Here is a 23,793-nt window from a genome sequence, read left to right on the forward strand (position 1 = left end):
AGTCGATTATGCCTTTGCCGCCGCCGCTTGCACACCTGCAAAGAAAACCGGGCAACGCTGTTGCATTGCCCGGCTGGACCACTTCAGGGCTGCGTCTGCGCCTCCATCAGCGTGCCGATGCGTGCGGGCGAAAACGGCGCACGCAGCCCGTTGCGCTCCCAGCCCAGGCAAAACGCTGCCGCTTCGCCGCAGATTTTTCCCTGGCACGGCCCCATGCCACAGCGCGTATGCAGTTTCGCGTCGCGCCAGCTGCCATGCTGCGCGGCATCGGCAAAGCGGACGTCTTCGCAACGGCATAGCACGGTATCCGGCGCAGCCAGCCCGCGTAAAAGCGGGTCGAGCGCGAACGCCGCGTGCATCCGGGCAGCAAAGCGGCGATAACGCTCGCGCTCAGCAAACAGGGAACGCGCTTGCGCTATTTCGCCGACTGCCGCGTGCGCCGCAATGCGCCCTTCGAGTGCGGACAACTCCATGCCGCCCACGCCGGTGCATTCTCCTGCCGCGTAAATATCGGGCTGCGTGGTCAATTGCAGATCGTCGACGACGATGGCGGGCACGCCCTGGGTTTCATCGATACGACAGCCCAGCGCCGTGCCCAGCGTCGAATTAGGCACCAGACCAAAAGCGCACGCCAGCCGGTCGCAGTCGATACGCGTCTGCTTCTCGCCCTGCTTCACCATCACATGCGCAAGCTGACCGTCGCCCAACGCGGCGCTCACATGCGCGCCACACAGATAAGGGGTCGCGCGCAGATCGAAGCGCATACGGGCCGCCTGCGTGAGCTTCGCGGGTGTGTGAATGAGCGACGCCGCGAACTGCCGCACGGCTTGCGGCGCTGCCTGCTCGACGATGGCCACCACGCGTGCGCCCTGCTCGCGCGCGGTCACAGCCGCCGCCCACAAAAGCGGCCCGGTGCCCGCGATGACGATGCGCTCGCCGCGCACCGGCATACCGCCCTTCACGAGCGCCTGCAAACCACCCGCGCCCGTCACGCCCGGCAGCGTCCAGCCCGGATACGGCAGAAAACGCTCTCTGGCGCCCGTTGCGACGATGAGCTTGCCGTAGCCGATCGTATAGCCTCGCGAAGCGTCCTCCACGAGCAATTGACGCACACCGCACGCCTGCACCACGCGCGTACCGCCCAGATACGTGATGTTCGGGAACCGTTGCATCGCATCGATGGCCTCGCGCGCGCGGCCTTCGGCCCGATGTTGCGGACCTTGACGCCAGATCTGGCCGCCCGGCAGCGCGTTGTCGTCGACAATGCCGACTTCCGCGCCCGCCTGCGCAGCGACACTCGCGGCATTCAACCCGGCCGGTCCAGTACCAATAATCAGGATATCGAAATTCATGATGCGGACCTTGCCGTTTTGATGCTCATGCCTTGTGCGCAGAGCGTCTGGCACGCAAGTCGATGCTGCACGCCGTCTATCGTCACGCGGCATTCCTGGCACACGCCCATGCCACACAACGGCCCGCGTTGCGTGCCGCTCACGGATTCGCGCGTGACCACGCCTGCTACGCCCTGCGCGAGCGCAATAGCAGTCACGACCGAACTGCCGCGCGCGACCTGCACGCTGCGTCCATCCACGTTAAGGGTCAACATGTCAGGCATGCGCGACTCCTGCCTTTTCGAAACGCGCAGGCCGGTAAGGCACGGGATCGATCGGCAAGACATCGCCCAGACCGAGCATCTGTGCGGCGATCAGCTTGCCCGTGGCAAGCGCCGTCGTCACGCCCAGCCCCTCGTGCCCGGTCGCGAGCCACGTCGAACGGTGGCAGCCTGTATGCGCAAATGGCCCAGCCGGACCGATCAAGGGCAAACCATCGCTCGTCGCGGGCCGGAAGCCCGTCCATGCACGGATGGCGTTGAGCTGCGGTAATCCGGGCAGATATTCAGCGGCGCGGCGCAGCATGCGCGCGAGAATTTCAGGTTCGATGGCGGGATCGACGCTGTCGAACTGACGCGACGAGCCGATCAGGATCTGGCCCGTCGGGCGCGGCTGCACATTGAATGCCACGGACGTGCCGCTCGCGTTGTGTGCGCTCTTGATATAGCCGAGTTCGAGGATCTGATGCCGGATCGTGCCGGGATAGCGATCGGTGATAATCAAATGTCCTTTTTTTGCCTGCATCGGCAGGCCAGGCAGCAGGTCCGACGCCTGGAGACCGTTCGCCAGCAACACGGCGCCTGCCGCGAGCGTTTCGCCATTGGCGAGTACGACGCCCTGGCGGTCCAGGCGCGCGACCTGCGTATCGAGCCTGCAAGTCACGCGTCCCTTCACCGGTTGCGCCAGTAGCCACGCGGCGGCGGCGGGCGCGTAGACCACGGCGTCGTCAGGCATCACCATGCCGCCGCGCAGGCCTTCACGTAGCGCGGGTTCGGCTTCGCGCACCTGTTTGGCATCCAGCAGCGTACAGGCCACGTCGGCCCGCGCCAGCGCCTCCTGACGCGTTTGCGCCAGCGCGTATTCCTCGTCGTCCACGGCGACCCAAAGCGTGCCACAGCGCACGAACGCTTCGCGCTCGCTCAGACGCGGCGCGAGTTCGAGCCACAGATCGCGCGACCAGGCAGACAGGGCAAACTCGGCGGGGCTATCGTCCATCAGCACGAGATGGCCCATGCCCGCCGCCGTCACGCCGGCGCCCACGCCTGCGCGATCGAGGACGAGCACGTTGGCGCCCTGCTGCGCCAGCTCGCGTGCGCACGCTGCGCCGACAATGCCCGCGCCCACCACGATCACGTCGGGACTCGAATGAAGCGGCCGACTCACGCGCGAATGCCCCAGGCGAAGGGATCGTCGGCGGCGAAAATCAGCTTCGATTCGGCGCTCACATGCGCCGTGCCGCGAATACTCGGGCGCACATAGCGTTGGCCGTCGCTTTGGCCCGGCTTGCTCGCGTCGTCGAGAGGCTCATAGCTCGCCTCGAACACGCTACCGATGATGCTTTCCTGCTGCCAGGCGGCGCCCGGCGCCAGCACGCCGTCCGCGGCGAGGCAGGCGATTTTCGCGCTGGTGCCCGTGCCGCAAGGCGAGCGGTCGTAGGCCTTGCCAGGGCACAGCACGAAGTTACGGCTGTCGATGCCGGACACCGTGGAGTCCGCGAACAGTTCGATATGGTCGATGTGCGCGCCGCCTTCGCCGGTGATGCCGTTGGCTTCGAGCGCGGCGCGGATCGTCCAGGCGACGTTGGTGAGCGACTCGACGTGCGCGAATTCGAGCGACTGTCCGTGATCGGAAACCAGGAAGAACCAGTTGCCGCCCCAGGCGATATCGCCATGCACGCGGCCAAGGCCCGGCACGTCGAGCGCCACGTTCTCGCGATAACGGTAAGCCGGCACGTTGCGAACGGTCACGCTACGGTCGGCGTGCAATTCGGCCTCGACGACGCCCACGGGCGTTTCGACGCGATGCACACCCGGCGCGAGGCGCCCCATGTGCGCGAGCGACACGATCAGCCCGATCGTGCCGTGCCCGCACATGCCGAGAAAACCGACGTTATTGAAGAAAATCACGCCCGCTGAACAGGTGGCGTCGTGCGGCTCGCAGAGCAGCGCGCCGACCATCACGTCCGAGCCGCGCGGCTCGTTGACCACGCCCGCACGCACGTGATCGAAGTCGCGGCGAAAAATGTCGAGCCGCTCGGCGAGCGGGCCACGGCCCAGATCGGGGCCGCCTTCAACGACGAGCCGCGTGGGCTCGCCGCCGGTATGGGAGTCGATGACGGTTATGGTGTTCATGTCGACAATCGTAGGCATCGGCCGCCGGGCCGTCTTGCTCGAACGCCCCGTGCGCGATGACGATTTCTGCATAGCGGGTGAAGCGCCCGGCGAGCGTGAATGAAGAGAAAAATTCACGGCGCACGCCGGGCGAGAGGGAGAACGGCAGGGTCTTGCCGCTGCCTTACTTCGTCCCCACCGTTTGCAACGGCTTCCATGCGCCGTTGACGACCTTGTACACCGTCACGCCGCCATACTTCAGGTCGCCATACTGATCATAGGCAAGCTCGCTGGTCGTGACGCCCTTCATGTTCGTCGCCTTGAGCGCGGCGAGGAAGACATGGGGATCGGTCGAATCGGCTTTCTTCATCGCGTTGAACACCGCCATCGTGCCGTCGTAAGCATAAGGGGCATACAGTTCGACCGGTTGATTGAAGCGCTTTGCGTAATGCTCGCCAAATGCCTTGCCGCCGGGCATTTGCGCAAGCGGGCTGCCTTCGGATGCGGCCAGCGTGCCCTCCGACGCCTCGCCCGCCACCTTGATGAGGTTGTCGGACTGCAGCATGTCGGGGCCGATCAGCACCGACTTGATCGCCAGCGTGCGCATCTGTTTGAGCATCGGCGCGGCCTGTGTGTCGGCGCCCCCGTAGAACACTGCATCGGGATTGACGGCCTTGATCCTGGTGAGAATCGCGCGGAAGTCCACGGCCTTGTCGCTCGTGTATTCCTCATCGACCACCGTTGCGCCCGCCGCTTTGGCCGCCTTGGCGAATTCTTCCGCCACGCCCTGGCCATAGGCCGTCCGATCGTCGATGATCGCAATGCGTTTGAACTTGAGGCCCTTGACGGCGTAGTCGCCAAGCACGCCGCCTAGCTGCGTATCCGAAGTCAGGAGGCGGAACGTCGTGGGAAGGCCCAGGCGCGTATATGTCGGCGATGTCGCCATCGCGATTTCAGGCGTGCCTGCCTTCGCGTAGATCGGCGCGGCGGGAATACTCGTGCCCGAGTTGTAGTGGCCGAGCACCGCGACCACGCCATCGTCCACCAGTTTTTGCGCGACGGTCGTGCCGGTGCGGGGATCGGCCTGGTCGTCCTGGGCGTCGAGGACGAAGTGCACGGGCTTGCCGCCGATGACCGGGTTCGTGCCGTTCATGTCCTCGATCGCGAGCTGCACGCCGCTGCGGAAATCCGCGCCATAGTGCGCCTGGCCGCCGGTGAGGGGCGCGGCGAAGCCGATCTTGATCTCGACCGGCGACGCGGCATAGGAGCATGGTGCACCAGCCATGGCAACGCCCAAAGCTAATGCGGTGGAGATGGCCGTCCTCTGAAATTGCATTATTCGTGCTCCTTGATAGTTGATTACCCCGTTGCCCGCATCCTCACGGATCATTCGGGCATTCGCCTCTCGCTTATCCGGTGTGGCCGGTGGTGGGCTGGGAGCAATATAAGATTTCAAAAATCGTGGAGTCTTGCGGAAAATCGACAGCTCAGATGCAGAAATCAGCATAGTCATCACGCGCCGTGCGATGCGGTTTGCGGGTATACGCGTAACAACCGACGCAACAAGCAACATAGCAAGCGCAAGTCAACGTCCTTTTAAGCGTCTCCATATGAAAAAAGCGCCCAATGGGCGCTTTCTCATGCTGCAACGCTGCCGGTGGTCAAGCCTCAGGCATTCACTTCCTTCGACCAGTTGGCGTACCAGCTACGGAACAACTCGTATTGTGTTTGCGCGTAACGACGCTGCGCTTCGCTCAGCGCATCGGTCTCATTGAAATGCAGCGTGTATTCCTTATCGCCGTTGAGCACCATCAGGTACTTGTAGTACAGCACGAGGTCGGTGCCTTCGTCGAACGACGACAGCACGGCAAGCGCCGATTCCAGCTCCCGCGCCTGACGACGCGCCGTTACATCGCCCGCAGCGGCCTTGCGGCACAGGTCCACCAGATGAAGCACTTCGCGCGGCAATGCATTGCCGATGCCGGTGATCGCCCCCGTGGCGCCGCAGTTGACGAAGCCGTGGAACACCTGCGTGTCGACGCCGGCCATCAACGTGACGCTGTCGTCCTGGCTGGTGATGTGCTCGGCGGCATAGCGCATATCCGCAGCCCCGCCAAACTCCTTGAAGCCGATCAGATTGGGATACTTCGCGCGCAATTCGAAGAACAGATCGGCGCGCGTGGCAAATCCATAGTACGGGCTGTTGTAGATCACGGCCGGGAGCGCCGGCGCCGCTTCGAGAATCGCGGAGAAATGCGCCTTCTGTGCCGCCGGCGACGCGCCGCGGGACAGCACGCGCGGAATCACCATCAAGCCGCTCGCCCCTACCTTTGCCGCATGCGCCGCATGGGAAACCGCTTCCTTCGAGTTGATCGCGCCGGTACCGACGATCGTCGGGATGCCTGCGGCAACGAGCCGTGCCACACCTTCCTGACGTTGTGCTTCGGTCAGAAGCGGCCAATCGCCCATCGAACCGCAGTAGACGACCGCCGACATGCCGAGGCCGACCAGTTCTCGCCCCTTGGCGACGAGTGCGTCGTAATCGGGCGTACGCGCCGCCGTGCACGGTGTCATGAGGGCCGGAATCGTACCCGTGAAGATGTTGTTGCTCATGAAGTTTCCTTTGGACCCTGAAAGATTGGGAAGCTGCGTTTCGAACTAATCTTGCGCAGAACACGTCGCGCCGGCGAGCGAGGCCCGCTATGGAGTCGATTTCCGTGACCGTGTTCGTGCCGATAATCGTAGGCAACACGCGCCGGGCCGTCTTGCTCCCGTGGCCCGGCTACGATGACGATTTCCGCATAGTGGTTTTTCGTAACTGTCGGCGCTGGCTAGTGGATGGCATGCATCCGGTATCGGCCACAATCAGCTGCCGGGGCGTTGCCAGTGAGCGTCCGGTGCACAGTCGCTACCGGACGCCTGAGCGCGAACACATAAGAACCACTCCGATCGCCCTTGGTGAGTACCTATGATAATATTCGCGCGCGAACTATTGATCTATAGGCGATTTATAGGCGTTCCGTTTTCGGAACGCGGTACGAGGTGTCGAAAATGAATCATCGGCTTGTCTATCTGCTGAATGTGGGCCAGCGACGCCTACATCGTTGGTCGCAGGCGCGAACAGCCGTCGGTGGGGTGACAGCGGCGCAGGCTGGCCTGCTGTTTTTTCTGGCGACGAACGACGGCGCCCTGACGAATGAAGCAGCGGCAGCGCTTGACCTCAAGGCGCCGGGAATGAGTGGATTGGTCGATCGAGCCGAACGGGCTGGTCTCATCGAACGCCATGCGGATGAATCCGATCGGCGCGCGTCGCGGCTGTGGCTGACGGCAGAAGGACGAGTTGCACTCAAGCGTTCGAAGGCAGGCCTCGCTGACCTGAATGCCCGGTTGACTGAGGGCTTTACCGCATCCGAGATCGACGTCGTGGCGCGATGGCTGACAAGTTTGCAGGAGAAGTTTCCGGCCAGTAACGAGGAACCGGAATAACAACTCAAGGGCACCGGTGGTGCCCCGTAATGCGTGCCGCTCCTATTGTCGAGCGAGCTTCGTAAAGTCCGGTTGGCGCTTTTGGGCAAATGCCATGAAGGCTTCCTTCGCCTCGGCGCTTGCGAGTCGCTCCACGAAGGTGGCGCTTTCGCAATCCATCTGAGCGACCAGTTTCTCCGCGTCGCGCATCAGTCGTTTCATTGCAGTTAGCGATCCGATGGGTTTGGCGGCAATTTTCCCGGCGATGCGGTGTGCCTCTGCACGCAGGTCCGCAGCAGAAGTCGTTTTGTTTGCGATACCCCAGGCAACGGCAACATCCGCTGGCACTGCGTCCCCCAGGGCGAACATTTCGAATGCCTTGGCGTGTCCAATCCGCAAGGGAAGGAGATAGCTTGAGGCAGCCTCGGGAACCAAGGCCAGATTCACGAAGGGGGTGATCAATTGCGCCTCGTCGGAAAGAAGCACGTAGTCGCAGTGGAGCAACATCGTTGTCCCCACTCCGACTGCCTTGCCCTGAACCGCTGCGATGATCGGTACCGTAGCATTCGCCAGACCTTGCAGAAAGCGAACGACGTTACGTTCTTTCGGGCCGTTGCCCGTCGCCTGGGCGGCGAATTCGGAAACGTCGTTACCGGACGTGAATGTGTCTCCATCGGCTTGAATCAACAACACCCGAACCTCGTCGTCGTCATTCGCCCGCGCAATGGCATCTGCAAGTGCGCCATACATGTCGTTAGTGAGCGCGTTTTTCTTGTCTGATCGTGAAATCGTGGCGGTCAGTACACCACTTGAAAGCGCTACGTGAATTTCTGGGATCATCGCCTTGCCTCCGAAAATGCGGGGCGCCCTGATACCGCTCCTCCGGAACGCCACCGTACTAGAATATTCGCATACGAAGCATATATTAATTCGCACGCGAAGTAAACTTGGGGGGTGCAAGGAGGCGATTGAACGTGTCCTGGCCGTTTACGGCCCTAAATACTGGGACGAAATCTGGCCGAAAAGGTTGCGCCGGCGAATTCCACCAAATAGACCGCCCCGCAACGTCCATCGTTCGGTAAGTCTGGTCTGTAATCACTCAAGCTATCGCTCCCAGGGGCGCTCGAGCGTAGTCAAGCTGACGGAACCGAGTGCCAATCGAGTGGCGTTAGGTACAGGCCGGATTGGAGGCAGCTGACATTCGCTGCGCCCACGCTCATAGACGAATCTAGAGCGGAGGCTGCGGACGGCGCCAGATCGTCAGGCCTTTGGTATTTGCTCACCATCAAGCTTTCGGCCGTTCGCCGCCCGCACCCGCACCCGCACCCGCACCCGCACCCGCACCAAGTCTACGCTCGTCGTCGCGCCATCCGGAAACGACCATTCGACCGATTTGCTTTGAGGCGAGCGTTAGTCGCCCAATGATCTCGGTTTTTCTGCGTAATATTGGCTTTTCTATCAAGTGCCACGAGAGCGCCGCATACGCTATACCCAGGCAGAGGCTGAATCCTATGGAGAGCCACCACACACGATGGTGCGGGAACAGTAGCGAATAGGTTTGTTGAATCGGAAAAGCGAACAAATAAAGGCCGTACGAGTAATCCCCGCGCATCAAGAACGTATATTTCGGCGGGTTTAGCAGACCTAGATAGACGGTAACGTAAATGGTCGGAATTATCGCAACCCAAGCCGTGACCACGTTACGGGTCAGGATAAGCTGCAACAGCAATGCGACGACAAAAAGGAAGCCGTTGTAGGGTATCTTGTCTTTATAAAAATAAGCTACGACGCCACCAAGGAAGCTTGCTACCAGTAGCCGGCCGTCCGGTCGGGAGAACTGAGCTCCGACTCCGAGACGAGCGAACATCGATGTCTTCACGATAATTATGAGGAGCAGTCCGGCTAACAGCAGCACTCTTCTGCGGTGCAGTCCGAATACCGCGATCAAGGCCAGACAGATGTAGCACTCCAGTTCGTAAGGAATCGTCCAAAGCGAAATGTTGGTAATGTTCGCGACTGGATTTTCATTGAAGAGCCCAGGAAGCGGATAGGTGATGTACCCGATGATGTTATGAAAATAGGCCCAGAATTCGCTGCTCGAAAAATACTCCGATAGCGGGACCGTGGTGAGCAGTGGGCCCAACAACAAAGCCGAAAGGAGCACTTCCACCGCGAGGGCCGGGTACAGCCGGATCGCTCGCAGAGAAAAGAACTTACCCACGCTCCCGGTTCTGGCGAGACTGCCGGACACGAGAAATCCGCTCAATACGAAGAACATCGGCAGTAATCCGCCAACTACCATACGACATTTGTCCCAATACGGTCGCTCGAACCCGACACCGTGAAGGGTGGAGATGGTGTGCCAGCAGAGTATGCTGATGGCAAGCCCGATCCTCATATAGTCAAACCCGCTCGACGCAGCGCCAACTTCCTCCATGCGTTGTGAGAGCGTGAATGTTCGACGCGGGAAGAGCATAAAGACCTCGATGATATGTGAGCGACGGTCAACGCCAGCAGTACTGCTTTCGGTGCTTTCGGTGCTTTCCAGGCGGGGTGCCGCCGGTCAGCCTTCCTCCATTCTGCGTAGACGTTAGTATTCGGAGCGAACAAGGCTGTGTATGTTCGACAGCGAACCATATGGAAATGGCTGCAGTAACACAGGTGGGGTAGTCGGACGGGATCCGCCCATCGGCTCCGGTTCACTGGCCAATAGCACGAAGCGCAGATAAAAGTCGAAACGACTCGTTGACCCTTATTGAAAGCGGCCGCACGAGGCCGACGACACGTTTGGCGATTCGAACGGCTGATTAGGCCGAGTGCTCGCTGCCATGCATTGATGAACGAACGGCCGTTGTACCTTGGAGGCCACCGTTAAGGTCGCACCGGATCGAAGGGCCGAAGCGGGTCAAGTTGAACCGGTCAGCCGGATCACTCTCCGCTGTATGCCGGCGCGCGTGGAATGAGTGGCACACAGACTACCTTGCTGCTGTCATGACTCGGCCTGGGCGGGATGGCATTGCAACTTCCAGTCGGCCGGATGGCTGACCGCGCTGGTTTGGGATTAACGGTGATCGCGTGTGCGATGGTGAGCACGCTCGCCCTTCTCGCTTTCGCGCTCGCCACGCCCATGACCTGGCTGTTTCTGGCAAACGCGCTCATCGTAGGGGACATGAATAGCGCATTCATCACACTGGGCATGTGCGCCGCTGCATGCAGCGGGAAAGCCACACTGATACGAAACTTGCGACTCGTGTCGCTGGCGTTCACGGCTAGCTCGATTCTCGGTCCGCTTATGGCAGGTTCAGCGATGAAGGTATTCGGAGACAGCGTTCTGCTATGGCCGCTCGCGATCGCTAGCTGCACGCTTACCGTCTTTACACTTGGCATCTGCGAAGGAAAACGTCAGAGCAGTCAGCCCTCGCCTGCAAACTGAATTGCCTCGGACCATCTCACATGGGACGCCTTTATGCTCGGCTTCGATGATTTCAATGACGGCATTTTCCTGCATGGCGATCGGCCATGTGGCGAAATCCCGATGCGGCATGGGCATTTTCCAGGGCCGCTCTATATTTTTATTTGGATTCCTATCCAACCATTGCTTCTAGCAGCGTCACCTTGGGGCAGCGCGTGTGAAATGCGCAGCCCCGAGGCGGATTGAGCGGTAACGGCATATCGCCGGAAAGCAGCAGAGCGCATCGCGAGGAGCACCTGCGACAGGAATGACGCGACTCGTCACAGACGGCTTCGCCCGCCACTCCATCACGCGACGGAGATACATCACCATCACGCTTAGCCATCCTTACAATTTCACACAAGAAAGCACCGGATATGTCGACCTTCCCGGTACCTCCTCGATTAAAACAGGCGCGGTGTCCCTACCCACACGACAACCGCTTCCTTGCTTCCGTTGTTGCTCCAGCTATGCGGCACCGTGGATTGATAATGTGCCGAGTCTCCTGCCTGAAGCACGAACTCCTTGCCTTCCAGCTCCAACGATAATTCACCGTCGATCACGTAGACGAATTCCTCTCCCGCGTGCGTGGTGACTTCCGAGCGGTTCTTGCCGGTGGGCAGACGCACGAGGATCGATTCGAGCTGGCGTCCTCCTGCCGTATTGGTGAGCCGGGCGAACAGATTCGCCGAATCCGCGAAGCCGAAAAACTCCAGCTGATCGCCGCGCTTGACCGAACGTTCCTCCGATGGCGTTTCGACGAAGTACTGCATCGTCACGCCCAACGCCCGCGCAATGCCCGAGAGCGAAGTGAGCGACGGCGAAGCCAGACCGCGCTCCACCTGGGACAGAAACGGCTTGGAAATACCGGCCGCCGTCGCCGTCTGGTCAAGCGTCTGATTCAGCCGCTGGCGCATTGCGCGGATCTTTTCGCCGAGCGCCAATGCAGCCAGGTCCCGCTTTCCACTTGTAGAAACCATATCAGGAACGTAAATTATCGTCAAAAAATGTTTGATGTAAGTAAATCTCGTTTGATACCCTTGCGTCTTGCCGGAATTTCACTTATATGAACCGGCACCCAAACAGTGCGTAAGCGAGATCCGCGCCAACACTGTGATGGACATTCAGACAAAAATGAAATTGTAAGCCTGGTGCCTGCGCGATCCGCAGTTCAACCAAGGAGGAGATATGAAATCAACTGGCGCCATAAGCGCCGTCCTTGCCAGCGGCACCACTCCCGGCGTGAGTGTGAGCCCGCTTCGCACGCGATCCGCGTGTCTTCGCCACTATCGCATCAGCTTCGGCAGCAAATATGCAGCAAATTGAGGTCACAATGAATTCATCGGTTTCACGGACGAGGTCGTTCTCGACGGTTTTCCTCATCGAGATGTGGGAACGCTTCGGCTATTACGGCATGGCGGCGCTACTCGTTCTTTTCATGGTCGAGCGGCTGGGTTTCAACGAGGAGCATGCCACCCTCACCTGGGGCGCGTTCGCGGCGCTCGTGTATGCATCGCCCTCGATTGGGGGCTGGATCGGCGACCGCGTGCTCGGTTCGCGCCGCTCGATGGTGCTGGGCGCCGCCATCCTGTTCGCGGGCTATTTCATGCTCGCCATGCCCAACGATCATCTGGTCCATATGTATGCGTCGCTCGGCGTGATCGTGGTCGGCAACGGTCTGTTCAAGTCGAACGCCGCCAACCTCGTGCGCCGCATTTATGAAGGGGACGAATCGCGCATCGACGCGGCGTTTACGATCTATTACATGGCGGTCAACATCGGCTCGACGGTGTCGATGCTGCTCACGCCCTGGATCAAGGACCACTGGGGCTGGCACGCCGCCTTCGCGGTCTGCTGCGGCGGCATGCTGCTGGGTATCGCCAACTTCTTCCTGATGCATCGCACGCTCGCGCAGATCGGCTCGATGCCGGATGCGGAGCCGATCCAGTGGCGTCGTCTGGCGTGGGTGATCGCGGGCGGCGTCGTACTGGGCGTGGCGACCATCTTCGTGCTGCAGGACAAGAAGCTTGCCGTAACGTGCGTCTACACGGCGGGCGTGGCGATCCTCGCGATCTTCGGCTGGATGCTGATGACCTGCGAGCGCCAGGAGCGCGCGGGTCTCGTGGCCGCGCTGATCCTCGTGCTGCAGGTGATCCTGTTCTTCGTGTTCTACCAGCAGATGTCCACCTCGCTCACGCTGTTCGCGGTGCATAACGTCGATCCGGCCTTCCGCCTGTTCGGCACGACGCTGTTCAGCTGGAGCGCGGCGCAATTCCAGGCGCTCAATCCCATCTGGATCATGATCATGAGTCCGGTGCTCGCGACGCTCTACTCGCGCCTCGCCAGCCGTGGCGGCGACGTGCCCGTCGCGGCCAAGTACGCGCTGGGCTTCGTCGTGGTGTCCGCGGGCTTCTTCGTCTATGCGCTGAGCGGCCGCTACGCCGTCGATGGCCGCGTGTCGTCGTGGTTCATGGTGGCGGGCTACGGCCTCTACTCGCTGGGCGAACTGCTCGTGAGCGGTCTGGGCCTCGCGATGATCGCGCGCTATGTGCCGGCCCGCATGAGCGGCTTCATGATGGGTGCGTACTTCGTGGCCACGGGCGTGTCGCAATACCTGGGCAGCGTGGTCGCCACGTTCGCGAAGATGCCGCAAGGCAACCTCTCGCCGCTCGAATCGCTGCCGCTTTACACGAAGCTGTTCGATGGCCTTGGCTGGCTCGCGGCTGCGGGCGCCCTGCTCGCGATCCTGCTGCTGCCGCTGATGGGCCGCCTCTCGCGCGCGCACCAGCAGCAAGGCGAGCAAACCGCCTCGAACGCCGAAGGCGAACTCGCGACGAAGTAACACTGTCGTAAGGCCACGCGATACACCTCTCGCCGGCCTCGTTTCTTGAGCGGGATCGTTGCCAACGCATCGATCCCGTTCTCTTTTGTGCGACTGGCAAGCCTAGAATCGTCGAAGGCAAGATCGCGAAAGCCTGGTTCAGGATGGGCGCACCGCGTCTGCACAGCAACGGTGCATGAACGCAGAAAGGTTGCGCGCGCAATGACGGGTGACCCGATCGCTCAACCGATCACGGCGTTGTCGCTTGCCAGCAACGCCGGCAGATGTTCTCCCACGAACTCGACCCACGTGCGGACCTTCGCATCCAGATACTTGCGCGAAGGATAGATCGCGTAGATGTTGCGCACATCGAGCCGGTAATCGGGCAGCACGCGTGCAAGACGTCCTTGCGCATGTTCGCGTGCGAACGTCGAGGCCGGCAACACGCCCACGCCCATGCCCGATGCGAGCGCTTCCGCCAGCGCCTCGGGCAGATTCACCGAGAACGGCAGCTTGCGCGGTGCGAAAATCTCTTCGCCCGCGTCGCTATCGAACACCCATGATTCCGATTCGCCAGAGGGCATGACGAGCTTCAGGCAGGCATGTTGATCGAGATCGGCGAGCGTCTGCGGCGTGCCATGCCGTTCGAGATAATCGGGCGACGCGCATATCACGCTATGGAAACGGCCGAGCGAACGGGAAATATAGTTCGACTCCTTCAGCGATTGCGCGAGCACGATGGAGATGTCGAGTCCTTCTTCGAGCAGATCGGGGATGCGCTGATGCAGCGTGAGATCCACTTCGACGAGCGGCTGCTGCTCCATATAGCGCGACACGAGCGGCACCACATAACGCGTGCCGAAGCCGCTCATCGAATGAATGCGCAGTCGTCCCGAGGGCACCACGGTTGCGTTGCGCGCCTCGGATTCGGCCTGCTCGAGATCGTCGAGGATAGGCCGGCTGCGCGCGAGAAAGCGCTCGCCCGCTTCGGTCAGGGTGATCTTGCGCGTCGTGCGGTTGAACAGACGCGTTTGCAGATGCGCTTCGAGATCGGACACCGCACGCGAGGTATAGGCCGTGGTCGTGTTGAGCGCGTTGGCTGCCGCCGTGAAGTTGCCCGCGTCCACGACACGTATGAAGACCCGCATGCTTTGGACGAGGTCCATGGATCACCGCCGGAATTATCGTTGCTTCGTATGAAGGGTGGGCAAGCGCGGCTAACGCGTGCGCTTGCCGGTGTCAAATGACGAAGCGAAGTATATCCGGCGACCATGCGCCTTTTAGACGATTAGAAGCCTTCGAGCACGATCTTGCCGCGCGCGCGATTGGTCTCGATCAGTTCGTGAGCGCGACGCAGATTCGCGGCATTGATGCTGCCGAAGCGTTCGTTGAGCGTCGTGCGCAGCACGCCTTCGTCGATCAGGCGCGCGACGCGGTCGAGCAGTTCATGCTGGCGAATCTGGTCCGCCGTCCCGAACATCGAACGCGTGAACATGAACTCCCAATGCAGCGACACAGCCTTCGTCTTGAGCTTGCGGAAGTCGATGATCTCGGGGTCGTCGATCAGACCCACGCGGCCTTGCGGCTTGATCGACGCCACGATCTCGTCGAAGTGACGATCGGTCTGGTTCAGGCTCGCGATGTATTCCACGCCGTCGAAGCCAATGCGCTTGAGTTCCTGCGAAAGCGGTCGGGTATGGTCGATCACGTGATGCGCGCCCAGTTCCGTGACCCATTGCGCCGTCTCGGGACGCGAGGCCGTGCCGATCACCGTGAGGCCCGTCAACTGCCGCGCAAGCTGCACGAGAATCGAGCCGACACCGCCCGCCGCGCCGATCACGAGCAAGGCCTGGCCATTGGCCTCGCGGCCTTCCGGCACACCGAGCCGGTCGAACAGCAACTCCCACGCCGTGATGGCCGTGAGGGGCAGCGCCGCCGCCTGCGCGAAGTCCAGCGTCGCGGGCATGTGGCCAACGATGCGCTCGTCCACCACATGAAGTTCGCTATTGGTGCCGGGCCGCACGAGCGAGCCTGCATACCAGACCTTATCGCCCGGCTTGAAGAGCGTCACATCCTTGCCGACCGCGCGCACCACGCCGCTCGCGTCCCAACCCAGCACCTTCGGCTGACCGTCTTCGGGCGCCATGCGCGCCCGCACCTTCGCATCCACGGGATTGACCGACACGGCATGTACTTCGACCAGCAGATCGTGCGCGCCCGGCGTCGGATCGGGCAGTTCGAGATCGATCAACGATTCGGGGTCGGTAATCGGCAGGCTGCGGTGGTAGCCAATCGCTTTCATCATGCTTCTCCGGTTGAAAACACTTGAATTGATTTGATTCGAAGGAAAAACAGCGAAACCTCAACGGACGTGCAGCGGCTCGAAATGAATCAGTTCGGGGTCCGCCGCGAAATACGGCCAGAGCATATGCAGAAACGGCGCGAAATCGGCGTGCGCCATAAAAGCGCTCTGGGCATCGAGACTATCCCATTCGATTTCCAGCACGTAGCAGCCCGCGTCTTCGCATTGTGGACCAAGCCGATGGCCGCGATAGCCCTCCTTGTTCGCCAGCAAACCGCTTGCCGTCTGCCACACTGCTTCGAACGCCGATGCCTTCTCGGGCCGCAAATGAAAACGCGCGATTGCGATCAGCACGGTGCGCCTCCCATTGCGTTTGCTGTTCGTCATGGGATGGAATGATGGACGAAGTGGCGCGCCCGGCCCAGAGGCCAGGCGCGCAAGCAGTTTCAAAGCACGATTGAAAATGCGCCTGCGCGAGCAGGCACAAGGAGGCACAAGCAGCGGCTCAGCCGAGATAGGCGGCGAAGCGCTGCTGGAGAAAGTCGCGCAACGCGCTAACCGTGGGCGAAAGCATCGCGCGGTGTGCGCAGACGAGATTGAGCGGCGCATGCTCCGTGCCAAAGTGCGCCATGGCCGGCTCCAGCAAACCAGCCTTGAGATCGGCGTGTACGTCCAGGCGCGACTTGTAGGCCAGCCCCATTCCCGCCAGTGCCCATTTGCGCACGAGTTCGCCGTCGTCGCTGCTGCGGTTGCCGTGCACGCTCACGACGACGGGTTCGTCGTCGCTAAAGAAGGTCCAGCGGTCGTGCAACGTGTCGCTCAAGGCGAAACGCAGGCAGTTGTGACGCGCCAGATCGGCGGGCGTCGCGGGTTTGCCGTGACGCGCGAAGTAATCGGGCGTGGCGCACAGCACGCGGCGATTGTCGGGCACGAGCGGCAGCGCCACGAGGCTCGAATCCTCGGGGACGCCGTAGCGGATCGCGAGGCCAATCGGCGCGCGGAACATATCCGCGATCTGGTCGCCAATGCGCACCTGCAGCGAAACCGCCGGATATTGGGCCTGAAAATCGTCGAGCCAGCCGATCAGCAGGTTGCGCCCCAGATCCGAGGGCATCGACAGCGACACCGTGCCGCCGATCATCTTGCGTCCATGTGCGACGGCGTTCTGCCCCGCCTCCAGCTGCTCGATGGCGTTGCGCGCGAACGCCAGGTAGCGCTCGCCATCGGCGGTCAGCCTCAGGCTGCGGGTCGAGCGCGCGAAGAGCCGCGCGCCGAGTTCCGCCTCCAGCCGCTTGAGGCCCGCGCTCGCCACGGCGGGCGTGAGATCGAGCTGGCGCGCAGCGGCCGAAAGGCTGCCGTTAGCCGCCGCGGAGACAAAAATCACGAGGTCTTCGAGTCGGATCATGAGTTTGCGTGGACGGTCCTGTTACGCCAGATAAGGTTTAAATACTTCGGATACCGTAGTGAATTTCTATTCAAGGAAATCGAGCAGCGTGCTTGCCCGACGAACGGCCGATGTCGCTTGACGACTCAGCGTCCTTCCATCGCTTCCACAGCAACGATTTTTGTTCGGCGGATAACCCGCATCGCGTCTTTCTTCTTGTTCAGCTACCTTACCTTCTGGGGCAGCATTAGACCAGAAGTCGGCGTTGTGCGAGATCTTCAGGGTAAGCGTCAACGGCTATCGTGCGTGGAAGCGCGGCGGTACGCCCGAGAAACGGTCACTCGATTCGGTCGCCCGAATCGGCGACAATCAAGGGCACATGGTTGACAAAGTAGCCTTCGAAGAAGGGCCAGACCATTGCCCGTACAGTGCTTTTGTTCATATCCGAGGATGGGCAAACGCCCTGCCAGGAGCAGATCATGGAAGACGTGGACGTACTCATCGTGGGCGCGGGCCCGGTCGGATTGCTGCTGGGCGCCGAGTTGCGACGCGACCACGTCGCGGTGAAAGTGATCGACAGCATGGCGGGAAGAGGGTTTTTCTGCAAAGCGCTCGGCGTGACGCCTCGCACGCTTGAGATTTTCGATGATCTAGGAATCGCCGATCGCGCAATCGCTGCCGGCGTATGGCTCACCGGCGTTGAAACGTGGGTCGACGGGGCAATGGTGCCTAAGCGAAGCATGCAGGTGCCAGAAGAAGGCTTGCCCTATGGGTCCCTTTCGCTTGCGCAATACGAGACGGAACGGCTGCTCGAAGCGACGTACGCGGAACACGGCGGTCAGGTGAATTACGGCTGCACGCTAGATAGTTTCATCGATCACGGCGACGCAGTCGAGGCCCATTTGACCGGACCGCAGGGTCAAGCGCTCACTGTTCATTGCAAATGGCTGGTCGGGTGCGATGGCGCGCACAGCAAGGTCCGGTCAGGGCTGGGACTAACCTTCGAAGGCGAGCGATACCCGCAAACTTTTGCACTGGCCGATCTCGACGTGGACTGGCCGTATCCGCGCGGGCCCATGTATCGATTCGAGTGGACCGATGCAGCGCGCGCGAAAACCAGCCTCGCGGCTGTCCCCATTCGAGGCTCCGCGCAGCGCTATCGGCTCTCGATGATCGTGCCCGAAGAACGTGCCGCTTCACTCGCGGGCACTGACGCTCCCGACTTCGAAACGATGTGCAGCCTCATGCTGCCCTCCCTGCCGGAAGGCACACGACTATCGTCGATGCGATGGTCGTCGGTCTATCGGGTCAGCCATCGTATCGCATCCGCTTATGGGCGAGGCCGGGTGTTCATTGCCGGCGACGCCGCGCACATTCATCCGCCCGTCGGTGGACAGGGCATGAACACGGGCCTCCAGGACGCGCACAATCTCGCGTGGAAACTTGCGCATGTCGCGAAGGGACTGGCGGGTCCGGCATTGCTCGACAGCTATGCCGCAGAGCGGCGTCCCGTGGGCATCGATGTCGTCAAGTCGACGAGTGCGGCGCTTAATGCAGTCCTCACGCGCCAGGCCGCCAACCCGGCGATGCGTGAGACCCAACTGCTGGTCACCTATCGCGGGAGCCCCATTGTTACTGACCTTTGTGCTCACGCAGATGATGAATCGCCCGCCCCCGGTGACCGCCTGCCTGATGCGCAGGGCTTGGCCGAGCGCTTCGTCGGCCATGCAAGGCGATTGCATGACTATGTCGGCGCGGGGCGACATTGGCTCATCGGCTATGTTGACGCGGACGGGCCGCAATATCACGCCTTCATCGAGGGATGTCGCGCGCTTGCCGAGTCGCTACCCGGCGCCGCATCGGCCGTGCTCGTCACGCCTGCGGATTGCGAACTGCCCGTGTCCGAACTCATGACGATAGTGACGGACGCCACGGGTGACTTTGCGAGGACGTTCCATGCGAAGGGCGGTGAAGTATGGATCGCCAGACCAGACGGTCATATTGGCTGGAGAAGTGACGACTGTTCGGGCGCTGCAATCAGGTGCTGGCTGGATGGCTTGAGCCCGCAATGAAGCCATACAGGCGGGGACGGCATGGTACGCGCCGTCGATGCGTAAGCGAGCGCTTCGCGGTGTGCCGGCTCGCGGCTCGCAGTGCGGCCATCGGCGATCAACCGGCGGTAGGGCGTCCCGGACGTTTGGACGTCCACTTCGCGCCAATACCGGCCCTCGCCTGACTCCGCGCGCCCAAGATGATTCCCTCCGCCCGGTATGTCCTGGCATTCGTTGTCAACGTGGCCTTGCCCGCAGTGACTTACCGGATGACACTTCCCGACTGGGGGCTGTCGGGCGCGCTGATGGCGTCGAGCCTACCGTTGCTCGGCTGGATGACGTTCGATTTCGCTCGTTTCAGGCATTTTGATGCGTTGAGCGCAATCGTGCTTGCAAGCCTCGCCATGTCGCTGCTTTTGCTCATGTCGCCTGCCGGTCGATGGCTGCGCGAATCAGGTGAACCACTGGTGAGCGGCTTTATTGGCGTGCTCTTCCTCGTCTCTTTATTGGTTAGTCGCCCACTCGTGTTCTATCTTGGGAGATCGACGTTGGCGCGCGAGCACCAGGGGCGTGAGCAGGAATTCGACGAGATGTGGATGTCCCGCCCGGGACTCAGAAAATCCATCCGGGTAATGACGGCCGTCTGGGGAGTCGGCCTTGTTGGTGAATGCGTGATCCGTGTCGCTATCGTGAGGCACGTCGGCGATCACGATGTCGATCGACTTTCCACTTTGGTCAGATATGGAACTTATGCCGGGCTGACAGCGTGGTCGATTCTGTACCGACACGCGTATTTAAAGAGGGCATAACCACCCGTTTAAAGACTGCAACTGACACCGGATTGGGTGTTAGCGAACGTGCACAACGAGTCGGCGGCGCACCAATGCGCCAGACCGCATAAGTATCGAACGATAACTTGGTTGGGCCTGCGGCCAAAAAGCATTACGGTGAGATACTGTGCGCGACGTCCGCGCGCGTTTTGTCGCGTCCCGATTCCATGCCGCCCAACGTCGATGCGTTTTCCGCCTGGCTGATCGAAGGCCTCGAAGTCACCAGCACGCTGTTTCACGTCGGTCAGTATTGCGGCGCCTGGCAAGCCTCCACGAGTGGCCATCGCCGCGCCAGTTTTCACCTCGTCCTGCACGGGCGCTGCTGGCTGCATCTCCCGGCGCGGCCCGGCCGCCCGGCGCACAGCGTCCCGCTCGCGGCCGGTGACGCCGTATTCCTGCTCGACGACGTGACGCACTGTCTGTCGCCCCAGGCGCGGCCTCCGCAGGCTGGCCACGAAAGCGCGCGCCACGGTGCGATGACGCCGCTCGGCACGACCAACGAACCCGAACCGGGCAGTCTCGGGCTTGCCTGCGGTTTCTTCGAATTCAAGTCCGGTCTCGATGGCTTGATGCTGGATCTGTTGCCCGATTATGTGATCGCGCGGCACGATCAACCCGCGCTGCACGGCGCTCGCCAGATCTTCGAGCTGATCCGCGCCGAGGCGCATCTCGATCCGCACACGCCCTCGCCGCTGATCGCGCGTCTGACAAGCCTGCTGTTTCTCTACACGCTGCGCGCGCTCGACTCGAACGTCGAACTGACGCCGTGTTTCTGGGCGCTGCTGCGTCGCCCGGCGTTCGTGCCGCTCGTCGCGGCCATCGTCGCCGAGCCGGGCAAGCGCTGGACCACCGCGAACATGGCCGACTTCGTTCACATGTCACGCGCGCGTTTCTGCAAACAGTTCGCCGAACTGTGCGGTCAGCCGCCCGCGCAATTCCTCACGCTCGTGCGCATGAAGCTCGCCGCGTCGATGCTGAGCACCGGCAAGAGCCTGCTCGATGCCGCCGGGCAAGTGGGCTATCAGTCCGAATCGGCGTTCGCGCAGGCGTTCAAACGCGTGACCGGCGTTCAGCCCGGCGCATGGCGGCGCGCGGCCGCGGGCGACGCAGCGCTTGCCGCGCTACACTAAGCCACGCCGTTCCGGACGCAACCGGGCTTCCCGCCGAGCAAGACAATCCCGCATGAATCGCGGACAGCGGCGCATTCTCCGCGCACGTCGGCGCGCGGAGAATCGGTGCATTGATCTGCCTACCCGCGAGGACTACTCATGAGCCGTTTGCCGCTGCATACCGTCGAAAGCGCCCCCGAGGCGAGCCGCCCGTTCCTTGAGCGCTCTCTGGCCGCGAATGGCTTTTTGCCCAACCTGGTGGCGTCGCTCGCGAATGCGCCCGTCGCGCTCGAAACCTATCTGAGCGTCGGCGAGATCAATGGCCGCAGCGGCCTCACGCTCGCCGAACGCGAAGCCGTGCAGATCACCGCCGCCGCGATTCACGGCTGCGGATTCTGCGTCGCGGGCCACACGGCCGTGGCATTGAAGAAGGCGCAACTGGCCGCCCCCGTGGTCGATTCGCTACGCACGGGCCGCGAGAGCGGCGACGCGCGCCTTGACGCGGTGGCCGCGTTCACGCGCGCCGTGATCGCCACGCGCGGCGCCGTGGCGGACGACGCGCGCGCTGCATTCGCCGCCGCCGGTTTCAGCGACGCCAACGCGCTCGAAGTGATCCTGGGCGTGAGTCTCGCCACGCTCTGCAATTTCGCCAACAACTTCGCGCAGAACGATCTGAATCCGCAACTCGCGAACTATCGCTGGAACCCGGACGACTACACGAACCGCGCCGTGGAACAGACGTCATGACGCGCCCCGCCGAGCACGCGCTGCCCGCCGATCTCGCAGGCTGGCTCGATGCGCACGCCGAATCGCTCGACACGGACGCCACGCACGCGGCCGATGTCGTGCCGCGTCTGGGCCGCTCCGGCCTTTTCCGCGTGGGCGTGCCCGAGGCGCACGGCGGCGCGGGCGGCACCACCGGCGACGCGATCGAGGCCATTGCCGCCGTTGCCCGCCGCTCGCTCGCGAGCGCGTTCGTGTTCTGGGGCCAGCGCACCTTCATCGAATATCTGCTGCAAAGCTCAAATGCGGACCTGCGTGCGCGCTGGCTGCCCGCGCTGCTCGCGGGCGACCATGCAGGCGCCACCGGCCTCTCGAACGCCATGAAATACCTCAGCGCAATCGAGCCGTTGCAGATGCACGCGAGGCCGCTCGATACCGCCGGCACGCGCTTCGCGCTCGACGGCGCGCTGCCGTGGATCACCAACTTGCGCCGCGAGGGCTTTGTCGTCGCGGCGGCCTTCGATCGTCACGATGGCGCGCCGCCCGCGATTTTCGCGGTGCCGCATGACGCGCCCGGCATGACGCGCAGCGACGACCTCGACCTGATCGCGTTACGCGGCAGCAATACCGCCGCGCTCACGCTTGAGGGCGCCGAACTCGACGCCGGATGGCTGATCGACGCCGATGCGCGCGCCTTTCTCGGCCGTGCGCGCCCCGCCTTTCTGGGCCTGCAATGCGGGATGTCGATCGGCCTCGCGCGTCGCGCGCTCGACGCCGTGGACGCGAGCAGCCCGGCCGTGCGTGCCGCGCTCATCGACGACGCCCACGCCTTGCGTCATGAACTCGACACCCTCGCCGTGCGCCTCCATGAAGGTGTGGCGAGCGGCGCATTCGTCGCCGCGCCCGCCGCGCAGTTCGAGTTGCGCATCGCGCTGGCCGCCGTGGTGGACGCGGCAACGCGCCTCGACGTCCAGGCCGCGGGCGGACGCGGCTATCTGCGCGCGCACGCTTCGCATCCCGGCCCGAACGACACCGCACGGCGCAGCCGCGAAGCCGCCTTCGTGCCGATCGTCACGCCGAGCCTCGTGCAACTGAAATCGCAACTCGCGCAGCAACGGCGCAGCGAGGCCGCATGAACGGCTTCGTCGACACGTCGGGCGGCGCGCCGCGTCTGCAACTGCGCGGCATCGGCTTGCGCCGTCAGCAGCGCAGCGTGCTTGCGAACGTCGATCTCGACGTTGCGCCCGGCGAACTCGTCTCGATCATCGGCGCGAGCGGCGCGGGCAAGTCCACGCTGCTGCGCGTCGCGGCGGGCCTGATCGCGCCGCATGCGGGCGCCGTGCGCGTGGATGGCGCGCCGCTCGACGGGCCGCGCCCGGACGTCGCGCTCGCCTTTCAGGACGCGTGCCTGCTGCCGTGGCTGTCGGTCGAGCGCAATGTGGCGTTCGGCCTCGGCTTTCGCAAGCAGCCGAAGCTGTCGCGCCGCGAACGTGACGCGCGCGTGCACGCCGCGCTGCACGCCGTGGGTCTCGCGCACGCCGCGCATTTCTCCCCGCGCGAGTTGTCCGGCGGCATGGCGCAGCGCGCGGCGCTAGCGCGTGCCCTGGCGCGTGCGCCGCGCACGCTGCTGCTGGACGAACCGTTCGGCGCGCTCGACGAACTCACGCGCGGCGACATGCAACGCCTGCTCGTACGCGTCGTGCGCGAAAGCGGCGCGGCGACGCTGCTCGTCACGCACGACATCGACGAAGCGCTGCTGGTATCCGACCGCGTCGCCGTGCTGGGCCCGGACGGCATCGCGCTCGATCTCGCCGTGGGACTGCCCGAGCCGCGCGATGCGCATGTCGAAGCGCTCGGCGCGCTACGCGTGCGGCTGGTGAGCGCGCTGCACGCGACGATGGCGCGCGCGCCGCATCCCGCCTGAAACACAGACCGA

Annotated in this window: 23 protein-coding genes; 10 read left to right on the forward strand and 13 right to left on the reverse strand. The window is 62.8% G+C overall.

Annotated features, from left to right (window positions below; genetic code table 11):
• Nucleotides 1-83: 83 nt before the first annotated feature.
• The 6 genes from B0G62_RS17030 to B0G62_RS17055 all read right to left on the reverse strand — a co-directional run bounded on the left by B0G62_RS17030 (nucleotide 84) and on the right by B0G62_RS17055 (nucleotide 6,334).
• Nucleotides 84-1,352 carry an FAD-dependent oxidoreductase gene (locus B0G62_RS17030; protein WP_103705381.1) on the reverse strand — a complete coding sequence of 423 codons (1,269 nt, stop codon included), beginning with the start codon at nucleotides 1,350-1,352 and terminating at the stop codon, nucleotides 84-86.
• Complete coding sequence (locus B0G62_RS17035) at nucleotides 1,349-1,615, reverse strand: (2Fe-2S)-binding protein (RefSeq protein WP_103705382.1); 267 nt, start codon at nucleotides 1,613-1,615, stop codon at nucleotides 1,349-1,351. Before B0G62_RS17035 ends, B0G62_RS17030 begins: the two co-directional genes overlap by 4 nt.
• Complete coding sequence (locus B0G62_RS17040) at nucleotides 1,608-2,774, reverse strand: NAD(P)/FAD-dependent oxidoreductase (protein WP_244193285.1); 1,167 nt, start codon at nucleotides 2,772-2,774, stop codon at nucleotides 1,608-1,610. The genes B0G62_RS17035 and B0G62_RS17040 overlap by 8 nt, the downstream gene beginning before the upstream one ends.
• Nucleotides 2,771-3,751, reverse strand: a complete 981-nt coding sequence (locus B0G62_RS17045) for a 4-hydroxyproline epimerase (RefSeq protein ID WP_103705439.1) — start codon at nucleotides 3,749-3,751, stop codon at nucleotides 2,771-2,773. Before B0G62_RS17045 ends, B0G62_RS17040 begins: the two co-directional genes overlap by 4 nt.
• A 154-nt stretch (nucleotides 3,752-3,905) precedes the next feature.
• Nucleotides 3,906-5,006: a branched-chain amino acid ABC transporter substrate-binding protein gene (locus B0G62_RS17050; protein WP_227473389.1), complete on the reverse strand. Its 1,101-nt coding sequence runs from the start codon at nucleotides 5,004-5,006 to the stop codon at nucleotides 3,906-3,908.
• A gap of 383 nt (nucleotides 5,007-5,389) precedes the next feature.
• A complete protein-coding gene (locus B0G62_RS17055) occupies nucleotides 5,390-6,334 on the reverse strand; it encodes a dihydrodipicolinate synthase family protein (protein WP_103705385.1) in 945 nt (314 codons plus the stop codon).
• A gap of 438 nt (nucleotides 6,335-6,772) precedes the next feature.
• Between B0G62_RS17055 and B0G62_RS17060 the strand changes: the two genes are divergently transcribed.
• Nucleotides 6,773-7,207, forward strand: coding sequence for a MarR family winged helix-turn-helix transcriptional regulator (locus B0G62_RS17060; protein ID WP_103705386.1), 435 nt, complete (start codon nucleotides 6,773-6,775; stop codon nucleotides 7,205-7,207).
• Between the two features lie 42 nt (nucleotides 7,208-7,249).
• Here the strand turns inward: B0G62_RS17060 and B0G62_RS17065 are convergent, their stop codons facing one another.
• Both B0G62_RS17065 and B0G62_RS17070 read right to left on the reverse strand, forming a co-directional pair.
• Nucleotides 7,250-8,026 (reverse strand): enoyl-CoA hydratase, encoded by a 777-nt coding sequence (locus B0G62_RS17065; protein WP_103705387.1) that lies wholly within the window; start codon nucleotides 8,024-8,026, stop codon nucleotides 7,250-7,252.
• Nucleotides 8,027-8,471: 445 nt separating this feature from the next.
• Nucleotides 8,472-9,662, reverse strand: a complete 1,191-nt coding sequence (locus B0G62_RS17070) for an acyltransferase family protein (RefSeq protein WP_103705388.1) — start codon at nucleotides 9,660-9,662, stop codon at nucleotides 8,472-8,474.
• A gap of 534 nt (nucleotides 9,663-10,196) precedes the next feature.
• On the opposite strand from B0G62_RS17070, the gene B0G62_RS17075 reads away from it, so the two are divergent.
• Nucleotides 10,197-10,619, forward strand: a complete 423-nt coding sequence (locus tag B0G62_RS17075; protein ID WP_181315598.1) for an MFS transporter — start codon at nucleotides 10,197-10,199, stop codon at nucleotides 10,617-10,619.
• 33 nt (nucleotides 10,620-10,652) lie between these two features.
• Nucleotides 10,653-10,844, forward strand: coding sequence for a hypothetical protein (locus tag B0G62_RS31715; protein WP_167401296.1), 192 nt, complete (start codon nucleotides 10,653-10,655; stop codon nucleotides 10,842-10,844).
• 197 nt (nucleotides 10,845-11,041) lie between these two features.
• Here B0G62_RS31715 and B0G62_RS17080 read toward each other — a convergent pair whose 3' ends face one another.
• Nucleotides 11,042-11,617: a cupin domain-containing protein gene (locus B0G62_RS17080; RefSeq protein WP_103705389.1), complete on the reverse strand. Its 576-nt coding sequence runs from the start codon at nucleotides 11,615-11,617 to the stop codon at nucleotides 11,042-11,044.
• Nucleotides 11,618-11,970: 353 nt separating this feature from the next.
• Here B0G62_RS17080 and B0G62_RS17085 point away from each other — a divergent pair, with 353 nt between their 5' ends.
• Nucleotides 11,971-13,479, forward strand: a complete 1,509-nt coding sequence (locus B0G62_RS17085; RefSeq protein WP_103705390.1) for a peptide MFS transporter — start codon at nucleotides 11,971-11,973, stop codon at nucleotides 13,477-13,479.
• Between the two features lie 221 nt (nucleotides 13,480-13,700).
• On the opposite strand, the gene B0G62_RS17090 is transcribed toward B0G62_RS17085, so the two are convergent.
• The 4 genes from B0G62_RS17090 to B0G62_RS17105 all read right to left on the reverse strand — a co-directional run bounded on the left by B0G62_RS17090 (nucleotide 13,701) and on the right by B0G62_RS17105 (nucleotide 17,165).
• Entirely contained in the window at nucleotides 13,701-14,624 is a 924-nt protein-coding gene (locus tag B0G62_RS17090) for a LysR family transcriptional regulator (RefSeq protein ID WP_103705391.1), read from the reverse strand.
• A gap of 122 nt (nucleotides 14,625-14,746) precedes the next feature.
• Nucleotides 14,747-15,760: a zinc-binding alcohol dehydrogenase family protein gene (locus B0G62_RS17095; RefSeq protein WP_103705392.1), complete on the reverse strand. Its 1,014-nt coding sequence runs from the start codon at nucleotides 15,758-15,760 to the stop codon at nucleotides 14,747-14,749.
• A gap of 60 nt (nucleotides 15,761-15,820) precedes the next feature.
• Nucleotides 15,821-16,114 (reverse strand): antibiotic biosynthesis monooxygenase family protein, encoded by a 294-nt coding sequence (locus B0G62_RS31720; RefSeq protein WP_167401297.1) that lies wholly within the window; start codon nucleotides 16,112-16,114, stop codon nucleotides 15,821-15,823.
• A 151-nt stretch (nucleotides 16,115-16,265) separates the two neighbouring features.
• Nucleotides 16,266-17,165 (reverse strand): LysR family transcriptional regulator, encoded by a 900-nt coding sequence (locus B0G62_RS17105; protein ID WP_103705394.1) that lies wholly within the window; start codon nucleotides 17,163-17,165, stop codon nucleotides 16,266-16,268.
• Nucleotides 17,166-17,623: 458 nt separating this feature from the next.
• Here B0G62_RS17105 and B0G62_RS17110 point away from each other — a divergent pair, with 458 nt between their 5' ends.
• The 6 genes from B0G62_RS17110 (at nucleotide 17,624) to B0G62_RS17135 (ending at nucleotide 23,781) form a co-directional block, all read left to right on the forward strand.
• On the forward strand, nucleotides 17,624-19,216 hold the full coding sequence (locus B0G62_RS17110; RefSeq protein ID WP_103705440.1) for an FAD-dependent monooxygenase: 1,593 nt from the start codon (nucleotides 17,624-17,626) through the stop codon (nucleotides 19,214-19,216).
• Between the two features lie 179 nt (nucleotides 19,217-19,395).
• On the forward strand, nucleotides 19,396-20,004 hold the full coding sequence (locus B0G62_RS17115; protein ID WP_103705395.1) for a VC0807 family protein: 609 nt from the start codon (nucleotides 19,396-19,398) through the stop codon (nucleotides 20,002-20,004).
• A gap of 188 nt (nucleotides 20,005-20,192) precedes the next feature.
• Nucleotides 20,193-21,155, forward strand: a complete 963-nt coding sequence (locus B0G62_RS17120; RefSeq protein ID WP_103705396.1) for an AraC family transcriptional regulator — start codon at nucleotides 20,193-20,195, stop codon at nucleotides 21,153-21,155.
• A gap of 138 nt (nucleotides 21,156-21,293) precedes the next feature.
• Nucleotides 21,294-21,881, forward strand: coding sequence for a carboxymuconolactone decarboxylase family protein (locus B0G62_RS17125; protein ID WP_103705397.1), 588 nt, complete (start codon nucleotides 21,294-21,296; stop codon nucleotides 21,879-21,881).
• Nucleotides 21,878-22,993 carry an acyl-CoA dehydrogenase family protein gene (locus B0G62_RS17130; RefSeq protein ID WP_103705398.1) on the forward strand — a complete coding sequence of 372 codons (1,116 nt, stop codon included), beginning with the start codon at nucleotides 21,878-21,880 and terminating at the stop codon, nucleotides 22,991-22,993. Before B0G62_RS17125 ends, B0G62_RS17130 begins: the two co-directional genes overlap by 4 nt.
• Nucleotides 22,990-23,781, forward strand: coding sequence for an ABC transporter ATP-binding protein (locus tag B0G62_RS17135; protein ID WP_103705399.1), 792 nt, complete (start codon nucleotides 22,990-22,992; stop codon nucleotides 23,779-23,781). The genes B0G62_RS17130 and B0G62_RS17135 overlap by 4 nt, the downstream gene beginning before the upstream one ends.
• The last annotated feature ends 12 nt before the right edge of the window (nucleotides 23,782-23,793 follow it).

Origin of the sequence: Paraburkholderia eburnea (genome assembly GCF_002917095.1) — a bacterium.
GTDB classification, from domain to species: Bacteria; Pseudomonadota; Gammaproteobacteria; order Burkholderiales; family Burkholderiaceae; genus Paraburkholderia; species Paraburkholderia eburnea.

What these genes read in the sequence shown, in the direction of transcription:
- B0G62_RS17130 (WP_103705398.1), top strand. Translation starts at nt 21,878, where the DNA reads ATGACGCGCCCCGCCGAGCACGCGCTGCCCGCCGATCTCGCAGGCTGG.
- B0G62_RS17065 (WP_103705387.1), bottom strand. Translation starts at nt 8,026, where the DNA reads ATGATCCCAGAAATTCACGTAGCGCTTTCAAGTGGTGTACTGACCGCC.
- B0G62_RS17125 (WP_103705397.1), top strand. Translation starts at nt 21,294, where the DNA reads ATGAGCCGTTTGCCGCTGCATACCGTCGAAAGCGCCCCCGAGGCGAGC.
- B0G62_RS17070 (WP_103705388.1), bottom strand. Translation starts at nt 9,662, where the DNA reads ATGCTCTTCCCGCGTCGAACATTCACGCTCTCACAACGCATGGAGGAA.
- B0G62_RS17090 (WP_103705391.1), bottom strand. Translation starts at nt 14,624, where the DNA reads ATGGACCTCGTCCAAAGCATGCGGGTCTTCATACGTGTCGTGGACGCG.
- B0G62_RS17080 (WP_103705389.1), bottom strand. Translation starts at nt 11,617, where the DNA reads ATGGTTTCTACAAGTGGAAAGCGGGACCTGGCTGCATTGGCGCTCGGC.
- B0G62_RS17115 (WP_103705395.1), top strand. Translation starts at nt 19,396, where the DNA reads ATGATTCCCTCCGCCCGGTATGTCCTGGCATTCGTTGTCAACGTGGCC.
- B0G62_RS31715 (WP_167401296.1), top strand. Translation starts at nt 10,653, where the DNA reads ATGCTCGGCTTCGATGATTTCAATGACGGCATTTTCCTGCATGGCGAT.
- B0G62_RS17055 (WP_103705385.1), bottom strand. Translation starts at nt 6,334, where the DNA reads ATGAGCAACAACATCTTCACGGGTACGATTCCGGCCCTCATGACACCG.
- B0G62_RS17085 (WP_103705390.1), top strand. Translation starts at nt 11,971, where the DNA reads ATGAATTCATCGGTTTCACGGACGAGGTCGTTCTCGACGGTTTTCCTC.
- B0G62_RS17075 (WP_181315598.1), top strand. Translation starts at nt 10,197, where the DNA reads ATGGCATTGCAACTTCCAGTCGGCCGGATGGCTGACCGCGCTGGTTTG.
- B0G62_RS17110 (WP_103705440.1), top strand. Translation starts at nt 17,624, where the DNA reads ATGGAAGACGTGGACGTACTCATCGTGGGCGCGGGCCCGGTCGGATTG.
- B0G62_RS17095 (WP_103705392.1), bottom strand. Translation starts at nt 15,760, where the DNA reads ATGAAAGCGATTGGCTACCACCGCAGCCTGCCGATTACCGACCCCGAA.
- B0G62_RS17135 (WP_103705399.1), top strand. Translation starts at nt 22,990, where the DNA reads ATGAACGGCTTCGTCGACACGTCGGGCGGCGCGCCGCGTCTGCAACTG.
- B0G62_RS17105 (WP_103705394.1), bottom strand. Translation starts at nt 17,165, where the DNA reads ATGATCCGACTCGAAGACCTCGTGATTTTTGTCTCCGCGGCGGCTAAC.
- B0G62_RS17035 (WP_103705382.1), bottom strand. Translation starts at nt 1,615, where the DNA reads ATGCCTGACATGTTGACCCTTAACGTGGATGGACGCAGCGTGCAGGTC.
- B0G62_RS17030 (WP_103705381.1), bottom strand. Translation starts at nt 1,352, where the DNA reads ATGAATTTCGATATCCTGATTATTGGTACTGGACCGGCCGGGTTGAAT.
- B0G62_RS17120 (WP_103705396.1), top strand. Translation starts at nt 20,193, where the DNA reads ATGCCGCCCAACGTCGATGCGTTTTCCGCCTGGCTGATCGAAGGCCTC.
- B0G62_RS17060 (WP_103705386.1), top strand. Translation starts at nt 6,773, where the DNA reads ATGAATCATCGGCTTGTCTATCTGCTGAATGTGGGCCAGCGACGCCTA.
- B0G62_RS17050 (WP_227473389.1), bottom strand. Translation starts at nt 5,006, where the DNA reads ATGGCTGGTGCACCATGCTCCTATGCCGCGTCGCCGGTCGAGATCAAG.